Source organism: Halorubrum sp. (genome assembly GCF_046498025.1).
Classification (GTDB): domain Archaea; phylum Halobacteriota; class Halobacteria; order Halobacteriales; family Haloferacaceae; genus Halorubrum.
Genome location: NZ_JAWOBM010000069.1, coordinates 25964 through 34678 on the forward strand (window position 1 = coordinate 25964; position 8715 = coordinate 34678).

At 70.1% G+C, this 8715-nt stretch carries 11 protein-coding genes; 3 read left to right on the plus strand and 8 right to left on the minus strand.

Going from position 1 to position 8715, the window contains the following annotated elements:
- Nucleotides 1-8: 8 nt before the first annotated feature.
- Nucleotides 9-962, minus strand: coding sequence for an AAA family ATPase (locus tag R6U01_RS12870; protein ID WP_410286855.1), 954 nt, complete (start codon nt 960-962; stop codon nt 9-11).
- Between the two features lie 321 nt (nt 963-1283).
- On the opposite strand from R6U01_RS12870, the gene R6U01_RS12875 reads away from it, so the two are divergent.
- A complete protein-coding gene (locus R6U01_RS12875; protein WP_410286856.1) occupies nt 1284-1550 on the plus strand; it encodes an HAH_0734 family protein in 267 nt (88 codons plus the stop codon).
- A 38-nt stretch (nt 1551-1588) separates the two neighbouring features.
- On the opposite strand, the gene R6U01_RS12880 is transcribed toward R6U01_RS12875, so the two are convergent.
- From R6U01_RS12880 to R6U01_RS12890, 3 genes are all read right to left on the minus strand, one after another.
- The gene (locus tag R6U01_RS12880; RefSeq protein WP_410286857.1) at nt 1589-2227 is read right to left on the minus strand and encodes an L-threonylcarbamoyladenylate synthase; all 639 of its coding nucleotides are present in this window, start codon (nt 2225-2227) and stop codon (nt 1589-1591) included.
- A 78-nt stretch (nt 2228-2305) separates the two neighbouring features.
- The gene (locus R6U01_RS12885; protein ID WP_410286858.1) at nt 2306-2815 is read right to left on the minus strand and encodes a redoxin domain-containing protein; all 510 of its coding nucleotides are present in this window, start codon (nt 2813-2815) and stop codon (nt 2306-2308) included.
- A gap of 1 nt (nt 2816) precedes the next feature.
- Nucleotides 2817-3077 carry a glutaredoxin family protein gene (locus R6U01_RS12890; RefSeq protein WP_410286859.1) on the minus strand — a complete coding sequence of 87 codons (261 nt, stop codon included), beginning with the start codon at nt 3075-3077 and terminating at the stop codon, nt 2817-2819.
- Between the two features lie 170 nt (nt 3078-3247).
- Between R6U01_RS12890 and R6U01_RS12895 the strand changes: the two genes are divergently transcribed.
- Entirely contained in the window at nt 3248-4618 is a 1371-nt protein-coding gene (locus R6U01_RS12895) for a hemolysin family protein (RefSeq protein WP_410286860.1), read from the plus strand.
- Nucleotides 4619-5242: 624 nt separating this feature from the next.
- On the opposite strand, the gene R6U01_RS12900 is transcribed toward R6U01_RS12895, so the two are convergent.
- A complete protein-coding gene (locus R6U01_RS12900; protein WP_410286861.1) occupies nt 5243-5974 on the minus strand; it encodes a DUF5781 family protein in 732 nt (243 codons plus the stop codon).
- Between the two features lie 81 nt (nt 5975-6055).
- On the opposite strand from R6U01_RS12900, the gene R6U01_RS12905 reads away from it, so the two are divergent.
- A complete protein-coding gene (locus R6U01_RS12905) occupies nt 6056-7120 on the plus strand; it encodes a WD40/YVTN/BNR-like repeat-containing protein (RefSeq protein ID WP_410286862.1) in 1065 nt (354 codons plus the stop codon).
- Between the two features lie 39 nt (nt 7121-7159).
- On the opposite strand, the gene R6U01_RS12910 is transcribed toward R6U01_RS12905, so the two are convergent.
- The 3 genes from R6U01_RS12910 to R6U01_RS12920 form a co-directional block, all read right to left on the minus strand.
- Nucleotides 7160-7885 carry a queuosine precursor transporter gene (locus R6U01_RS12910; protein ID WP_410286863.1) on the minus strand — a complete coding sequence of 242 codons (726 nt, stop codon included), beginning with the start codon at nt 7883-7885 and terminating at the stop codon, nt 7160-7162.
- Entirely contained in the window at nt 7878-8081 is a 204-nt protein-coding gene (locus tag R6U01_RS12915) for a ribbon-helix-helix domain-containing protein (RefSeq protein ID WP_410286864.1), read from the minus strand. The genes R6U01_RS12910 and R6U01_RS12915 overlap by 8 nt, the downstream gene beginning before the upstream one ends.
- 235 nt (nt 8082-8316) lie before the next feature.
- A partial coding sequence (locus tag R6U01_RS12920; protein ID WP_410286865.1) for an MMPL family transporter occupies nt 8317-8715 on the minus strand: 399 nt, incomplete at its 5' end.

Genomic DNA, 8715 nt, shown 5'->3' on the forward strand with positions numbered 1-8715 from the left:
CGTCACACTCAAGCGCGCAGCTGCGGCACCGGCAGCTCCGAGAGGACATCGTCGACGATCTCCGTCGTCGAGACGCCCGAAACGCGCGCGTCGGGGGTCACCACTATCCGGTGGGACAACACGGGCGGCGCCATCGCCTTCACGTCGTCAGGCGTCGCGTAGGGCCGACCCGCGAGCGCGGCGTGGGTTCGCACGACCTCGAAGAACCGCTGGATGCCCCGCGGCGACACGCCCGTGTTCACGCGCTCGTCCGTTCGCGTCGCGCGGGCGACGTCGACGAGGTACTCCCGAACGCCGTCCTCCACGCGAATCGACTCCGGAACGCGTCGGAGCCGAGTGAGCGTGTCGAGCGAGCAGACCGTCCGGACCGACGGCGAGGACGCCTCTCGGCCCGAGCGGCGGTCGATCAGCTCGAGCTCGCCGGCTCGGTCGGGGTAGCCGAGGCTGGTCTTGACGACGAATCGGTCCTTCTGGGCGGCCGGGAGCTCGAAGGTCCCGTCCATCTCGACGGGGTTCTGCGTGGCGATGACGACGAACGGGTCGGGGAGCGGGTGGGTCTCGCCGTCGACGGTGACCTGCCCTTCCTCCATCGCCTCCAGGAGCGCCGCCTGCGTCTTCGGCGGGGCGCGGTTGATCTCGTCCGCGAGCACGATGTTCGCGAACACCGGCCCGGGCTGGAACTCGAAGCTCCGGGTCTTCTCGTCGAAGATGTTCGAGCCGATGACGTCGGACGGCAGCAGGTCGGGGGTGAACTGGACGCGCGAAAAGGAGACGTCGACCGCGCTCGCGAACGACCGGGCCGTGAGCGTCTTTCCGGTTCCCGGGACGTCCTCGAGCAGGACGTGGCCGTCGGAGAGCAACCCGACGAGAATGGTCTTCAGCGTCGACCGCTCGGTGACCACGGCCGCGGCGACCCCGTCGAGGATTTCGTCGCTCCGTTGCTGCACAGTCGCGGGATTCATACCGATCGGACGGGCGTCGACCCGTTGGTTATAGTCCTGATAAACGCGGGTTTGGTCGGCGTAACCCTCCGCTTCGTCGAGCGCGTGGTCTCGCGCGACCTCGAATCGAACCGCGAGGCGGCGTGCGGTGCCGCGTTTTACCGGTCGGCCGATGCGAATCCGACGCGCCGGCCACTCGACCGACCGCACTGCGGACCGCGGCGTCTCCGACCGAGACCCCGACGCCGTCATCGGACCCCAGGAGATCAGTCTCATCGGTCTTCGAGGCCGCCGACCTCCCGTATCGAAGCGATTAAGCACGGAAGCCGCGAACGGCGGGGCATGCAACACCTCATCATTCGCGGCGACCCCGGCATTCGGCGGGACGCGGTGATCGAGCACGACGGCGAGGAGCTGGTCTGTTTCGGCATCAACGTCCAGGGCGGGTGGCACGGCCCGGACGAGCCGCAGCTCTGGTGTACCGTCGGCACCGAGGACGAGCGCGAGGCCTACGACAAACGCGAGTACGTCCCCCACTGGCTCGACGTCGACGCGGTCGACGCCGACGAGATCGAGGTCCTGAGCGAGAAGGGCGCACTGTCGGTCTGAGGCTCGTTTCGGCTCTTTTCCACGTGCTGCGCCGCGCGCTACACCGGCGGGTCCGCCAGCCACGCCTCTATCGCGCCGGCCATCGCGCCGCGGCGGTGGATCCTCCCCGCCTCGGGGTCGACGACGGTGCTCTCCGTGCCGGGCGTCTCGCCGTCGTCGATCACCGCGCCGACGCCGTCGCGGATCCGGTCGTCGAGGTCGTCGACGCGGGTGACGCTGCCGGACCCGGAGACGTTCGCGCTCGTCGCGGTGAGGGGGCCGGTCTCGCGGAGCAGCGTCCGGGCGAGGGAGTGGTCAGGGACCCGGATCCCGACGCGGTCGTCACCGGCCGTGAGCGCGTCCGGGACGTCGGCGCCGCGCTCGACGACGACCGTCACGGGACCGGGGAGGAACGCCCGGGCGAACGCGAGCGCGAACTCGGTCGGCCGGGTGTGCCGAAGCGCGGCGTCGACGCTCGCGACGCCCAGCGAGAGCGGGTTCCCGCGGTCGCGCCCCTTGAGATCGAACACGCGTTCGACGGCGTCGGGATCGAGCGCGTCGCCGCCGAGTCCGTACACCGTCTCCGTCGGGTAGACGACGAGGTCGCCGTCGGCGACGGCGGCCACGGCCCTGCGGAGGTCCCCGCGGTCCGGCGTCGCGTCCGTCGTTCGCCGAGGATCGTCGCTGTCGGTCGTCACGTGTTCACATTCGCGGCCGTCCTGAAAAAGGGTGACGAGTGGGTGCGTCGCACGGACCGATCCGCCGGGCGCGGCGACTCAGTCGACGAGCCGGCCGACCGCGTCGTCGATCGCTTCGGTGTCGGGGAACTCGGGGTGTTCGCTCGCGACCCACGCGTACTCGACGGTGCGGTCGCCGTCGAGGAGGAACACGGCCGGGCGCGACTCGGTGATCCCGGTCATGCCGTCGATGTCGTGGGCGACGCCGTACTCCTCGATCACGCCCGCACCGGGGTCCGAGAAGATCCGGACACCCTCGCCGCGCTCGGCGAGCAGGCGCTTGTGGGCGTACGGCGACGAGATCGACAGGCCGAGGACGTCGAGGTCGTCGGCCCAGCCGTGGTCGTCGATCGTGTCGTACAGATACGTCCCCTGAAACGCGCCGTCCATCGGGTGGAAGACGAGGAGCGTCGGCCCGTCGACGACGTCCCCGAGCGCGCGGTCCTCCCAGTACTCCTCGTTCACGATGGGGCGGGTGAAGTCGGGGGCGGTGTCGCCCTCGGCGACGTGGTCCGTCTCGGGCAGGGAAACGACCTCGAAGTCGGGCATCTCAGGCACCTCCCTCTCCGTACGTTCCCTTCAGGTACTCCACGATGTTGGCGCTCTCGGACATCGTCACGCCGGTTTCGCGGTCGACGATCGCCGGGACGCTCCGGGCGCCGGAGACGCGCTTCACGACGTTTCGCTCCGAGTGCATCGGCTCGACGTACCGGGACCGGTACTCCAGCCCGAATTCGTCTAGGGTCCGAACGACGCGCTCGCAGTAGGGGCACGCCTGCAGTCTGTACAGGGTGATCTGTGGCTCCGTCATGTGCGGCGATTCGGCCGCGGGACGTGTAATCGTGTCGACCGCGGCACGCCGCGCGCCACCGTGACGCGCCTCGCACCGCCTGCGGTGCCGCCGCCAGCTGTCGGATCGTCCGGCGACTCGGACGGTCGAAGGTAATCCTTTAACCACCAGCCGACGGAAGAAGTACGAACATGGGCTTGTCGTCGAGCACGCTACCGGCCGATCTGTTACAGCTGCCGCTGCTGGGGGAGAACGCGGTGATCGCCCTCGGTATCCTCGCGATCGCGGCGCTGATCGGTCTGTCCGCGTTCTTCTCCTCCTCGGAGATCGCGATGTTCTCCCTGCCGCAACACCGCGTCGACAGCCTCGTCGACGAGGACGTCACGGGCGCGAAGACGATCCAGGAGATGAAGTCGAACCCGCACCGGCTGCTGGTGACGATCCTCGTCGGCAACAACATCGTCAACGTCGCGATGACCTCCATCGCGACCGCGCTGTTCGGCTTCTTCCTCTCCAGCGGCCAGTCCGTGCTGGCGACGACGTTCGGTATCACGACGCTGGTGCTGATCTTCGGCGAGAGCGCGCCCAAGTCCTACGCCGTCGAGAACACCGAGTCGTGGGCGCTCCGGATCGCGCGGCCGCTGAAGCTCTCCGAGTACGCGCTGTACCCGCTCGTGGTGCTGTTCGACTACATCGTCAAGGGAGTCAACCAGGTCATCGGCGGGTCGGCGGCGATCGAGTCGACGTACGTCACCCGCGACGAGATCCAGGACATCATCGAGACGGGCGAGCGCGAGGGCGTCATCGAGGAGGAGGAGCGGGAGATGCTCGACCGCATCTTCCGGTTCAACAACACCATCGCCAAGGAGGTGATGACGCCTCGTCTCGACGTCACCGCGGTCGCGAAAGAGCAGTCGGTCGAGGAGGCGATCGAGACGTGCATCCAGGCCGACCACGAGCGCGTCCCCGTCTACGACGGGAACCTCGACAACATCATCGGCGTGGTGACCGTGCGGGACCTGGTCCGGGAGCTCCGCTACTCCGAGGGCGAGCCCTCCCTGGAGCGGGTGGTCAAGCCGACGCTCCACGTCCCCGAGTCGAAGAACGCCGACGAGCTGCTCGCGGAGATGCAGGAGAACCGCCTCCAGATGGTCACCGTCATCGACGAGTTCGGCACCACGGAGGGGATCATCACCCTCGAGGACATGGTGGAGGAGATCGTCGGCGAGATCCTGGAGGGCGACGAGGAGGCGCCCGTCGAGTTCGTCGACGAGAACGTCGCGATCGTGCAGGGGGAAGTGAACATCGACGAGGTCAACGAGATCCTCGACATCGACCTCCCCGAGGGCGAGGAGTTCGAGACGCTCGCCGGCTTCGTGTTCAACCGCGCCGGCCGGCTCGTCGAGGAGGGCGAGGAGATCGAGTTCGACGGCGTCGAGATCCGCATCGAGCGCGTGGACAACACCCGGATCATGTCGGCGCGCGTGACCGTGCTCGACGTCGACGAGAGCGGCGACGGCGAGGCCGAGGCGGCCGAGACGACGGCCGACGACGCGGACTAGGGGATTTATAAGCGCGTTTTAATTGGTCCCGAGCGTTTCTATCGGGTTAGTGGCGACGAGACTGGTTCCGGAAGCCCCGCTGTCTGGGTATAAATAGCTGACAGCGGTTCGGCGGTGAACGCCTGTGAAGCCTCAGTCGCTCGGTTATACTTCGTTGCAGTCGCTGTGGCGGAGAACACCTCCAAAGCCCCAGTCGCCGGCGGCGACGCCGCCGGCTGCCAGAGGCGCGAAGCGCCTCGCTGCCGCTCGCTTATAACTGATCGATGCTAGATAGACGGCGAACACCTCCAAAGCCCCAGCCGCGAGGACGACTTACGCTCGCTGCGCTCCTCAGTCGCTCGTCTCACTCGCTCCTTGCGGTGCTTTCGTCGCCTAAGTCGTCCTCGCGGCAGCGAGGCGCTTCGCGCCTCTGGCAGCCGGCGCTCCGCGCCGGCGACTGCCCCTTTGAGTCCCGCCCCGCACAGCACCGCGCCTCACCCCTCCCCAGCCTCGTGCGGTCTGCTCGCGCCCGAAGGGCGCTCGGAGGCGCGCGCCACCGCGGTGTATTTTATATACTGTCGTTGCTGTCGCTCGTCCAGCGCTCAATTCTTCGCGAGGGATCGTAGTCTCGCGCCGCTATTGCCCCTACACCGCGTACGCGCGCGCGGCTCCCACGAGCGCCTTCCGGTAGTCGCTCTCGGAGGGGTCGGGACCGAGCGCGAGGAAGCGCTCCTTGAACGCGTCGACGTCGACCGCGTCGGTGTCGCTGCCGGCGGCGCGCGCGAGGTCGTAGATCCGGTGGTCCGGGCCGGCGATGTGGTGGCGCTCGACCAGCGCGAGCGCGAACGCGGCGTTGACGGCGGTGATCTCCGGGTCGGCGCCGGCCGTCACGGGCGGGGAGCCGTCCCGCGAGACGTCGGGCCGATCGGCGATCGCGGCCGCGAGGGTGGACTCCAAGAAGCCGAGGAGCTTGTCCGCGGGCGCGACGGAGAGCGTTATGTCGTCGGCGTAGATGTCCTTCATGTGATTCGCGATCTGATAGCAGTGCGCGAGCTTGCGGCGCTCGACGCGCTCGCCGGCGAGCCCGAGGTACAGCGCCTCCTCCGTCGACTGCAGGTGGGAGGGGTGGCCCTCCTCGTAGCGCGCCATGTGCGAGAGCTCGTGGACGGCGAGCTCGCGGGCCATCGCGCTGGTGGCGGCGCGCTTCGAGACGTTGAGGACGTGGTAGCCGTCGTAGTGGCCGGCCCACGTCCGCTCGTCGGGGTCCTCGCGCACCTTCACGTGGACCGGGTGGGCCAGCGAACACTCGGTCTCGAACAGGTCGGCGGCGCCGAGAAACGGATCGGGGGGAACGTCACCCTGCACGCGGAGATCCATGCTTACCGTTCACACGGCGGCGGCCGCTAAGTCTCTTGCGCCCGTCGAAGGCTTTTGTCGCGCCGCGGCGAACCGTGGCCCATGTGCGCACGCCTCTTCGCGGCCTACGACGACGGGCTCCGGATCGTCGATCCCGAGACGGGCGACGTCTCCGTCCGGCTGGCGGACCGCGCGGTCGAGTGCCTCTCGGTCGTCCCCGGCTCCGAGGGGGTCGGCGGGAGCGGGGCGTCGGTCGCCACCGCCCGCCTGCTCGCCGGGACGTTCGACTCCGGGCTGTTCCGGTCCGTCGACGGCGGGGAGACGTTCGAGCGGATCGCGAGCGAGACGCTCGGACCCGGAGGGTCGGGCCCCGACGCGGTCACGGCGGTCGCGACGAGCCCGCACGACCCGTCGGTCGTCTGGGTCGGGACGGAGCCCTCGCGGGTCTACCGGTCGACCGACGGCGGCGAGACGGTCGAGCCGGTCGCGGGGCTGACCGACGTGCCCTCGGCGTCCGAGTGGTCGTTCCCGCCGCGCCCGGACACCCATCACGTCCGCTGGATCGAGCCCTGTCCGGCGGACCCGGAGCGCTGGTTCGTGGGGATCGAGGCCGGCGCGCTCGTCGTCACGCCGGACGGCGGCGAGACGTGGACCGACCGACCGGAGGGCTCCCGTCGCGACACCCACGCGCTCGCGACGCACCCGGACGCGCCGGACCGCGTGTACGTCGCCGCGGGCGACGGGTTCGCGGAGAGCCGCGATCGGGGTCGGTCGTGGACCGTCGTCGACGCGGGACTCGACCACAGGTACGTCTGGGGGATCGCGGTCGACCCCGGCGATCCGGAGACGGTCCTCGCGAGCGCGGCGTCGGGGGCGAGCGCGGCCCATCGCCGCGGCGAGGCGTACCTGTACCGTCGGACGGCCGGGGACGGCCCGTCCGGGACGCCGCGGTTCGAGCGACTCGATGATCGGGGGATACCCACGGGCGAGGGGACCTACCGGGCGGTCCTCGCGAGCGGGCGGGACGCCGGAGCGGTCTGGGCGCTGCACGACGGGGGGCTGTACCGGACCCGTGACTCCGGGGCCTCCTTCGAGCGCGTGCCCGCCGACCTGCCCGCGCGACCCGCGCGGGCGCTGGCTCCGGCGCCGGCGGTCGGGGACGACTGACGGGCGGCGGGAGTGGCGACCGAGGCGGGACGACGCCGCCTACTCGCGGACCGCGCCCACGACGAGGTAGACGATCGGCGTGTCGAGGACGGCGATCGCGAGCTTGAGGAGGTACTGTCCGAGGGCGAGCGCGAGGAGGACGTTCCCCGGGAGGGGGTCGCCGACGCCGAGCAGGAGCGGCGCCGCGTAGAACGCCACGCCCACGAAGATCGCGGTGTCGAGCGCCTGGCTGCTGGCGGTCGAGGCGACGTTGCGCAGCCACAGCATGTCGCGACCGGTGCGGTCGCGGATCGCGTGGAAGACGATCACGTCCCAGTTCTGGCTCACGAGGTACGCCAGCAGGCTGCCGGCGACGACGTTCGTCGCGGGGCCGAGGGCGGTGTCGAACGCGGCCGCGACCTCCGGGTTCACGCCCGGCGCGGCGAGCGTCGACCAGACGAGGGCGAGCACGAGGAAGTTCGCGAGGAAGGCGACGTTGACGACCACCTGCGTCGCTCGGCGGCCGTACAGCTCGGCGTAGCAGTCCGACGCGAGGAACGTGAGCGCGTACGCGAGCGCGGCGCCCGGCAGGGTGATCTCGGGGCCGACGACCGGGAGCGCGACCGGCAGCGGGAGGGCGATCACCTTCGCGGCGGTGAGCTGTGCGGTCGCGAGCGCGACGACGAAGAGGGTGATCAGCCCGACCGCGGCGACCGCGGAGCGGTCGAGCGGGTCGGTCGCGAACGGGCCGTCGGCGCCCGCCGCGGTCCCCGTCCGTCTACTCATCGCTCGCCCCGTCGCCGCCGTCCTCGACGGAGTCGAGCCGATCGTGACGCGCGTCGATCTCGTCGAGGAGGTCGAGCGTCTTGCGGATCGACGCGCGGACGGCGTCGCTGCGATTTACGAACTTTCCGTCGTCGCCGACGTGCTCGTCGAGGTCGTCGAGCAGCTCGCCCGGGATCTCGACGCTTATTTTGGGCATACCGGCCCGTCCTCACCCGATTTATAAGAGCGTTCTTATTCGGAGATGCTCTCGGGAATATCGGCTGTGACGACGCCGGCGCGGTGCGCCGGTTCGACCGCTTCGCCGCCGGCGCCGAGGTCCGTTTCGTCGTCGTCAATCGCCCCTCGCGGACTGCGCGAACGCGGCGTGTGTCCCGCGGACTCGACCTCCCTGCAGACGGGCGCCACGGACGGACGACCGCCGCGTTCCGCGACTAGACGCCGCGGCGACGGCCGACGAGGGGGGCGCCGGTCTGGTACCGGTCCCACAGGAACAGCGCCGGCGGCAGCGCGATCACCGAGAGCGCGAACGAGTAGAGCACGCTCAGGGCGATCAGCAGCCCGAAGTTCCCGAGGACGGGCGTGATCGCCAGGCCGAGCGCGCCCGTCCCGAGCGCGGTCGTGAGCATGCTCCCGGTGAGGGCGCCGCCGGTCCCGGTCAGGGTCGTTCGGAGCGCGGCGGCGGCGTCGCCGCCCTCGTTGTACTCGTCGATGAAGCGGGCGGTGATGTGGACCGAGTAGGCGATCCCGATCCCGATCGCGATCGAGAGGATCGTCGCCGTCAGGGCGTTGAGCGGCAGCCCGAACAGCCGCATCGTGCCGACCAGCGAGGC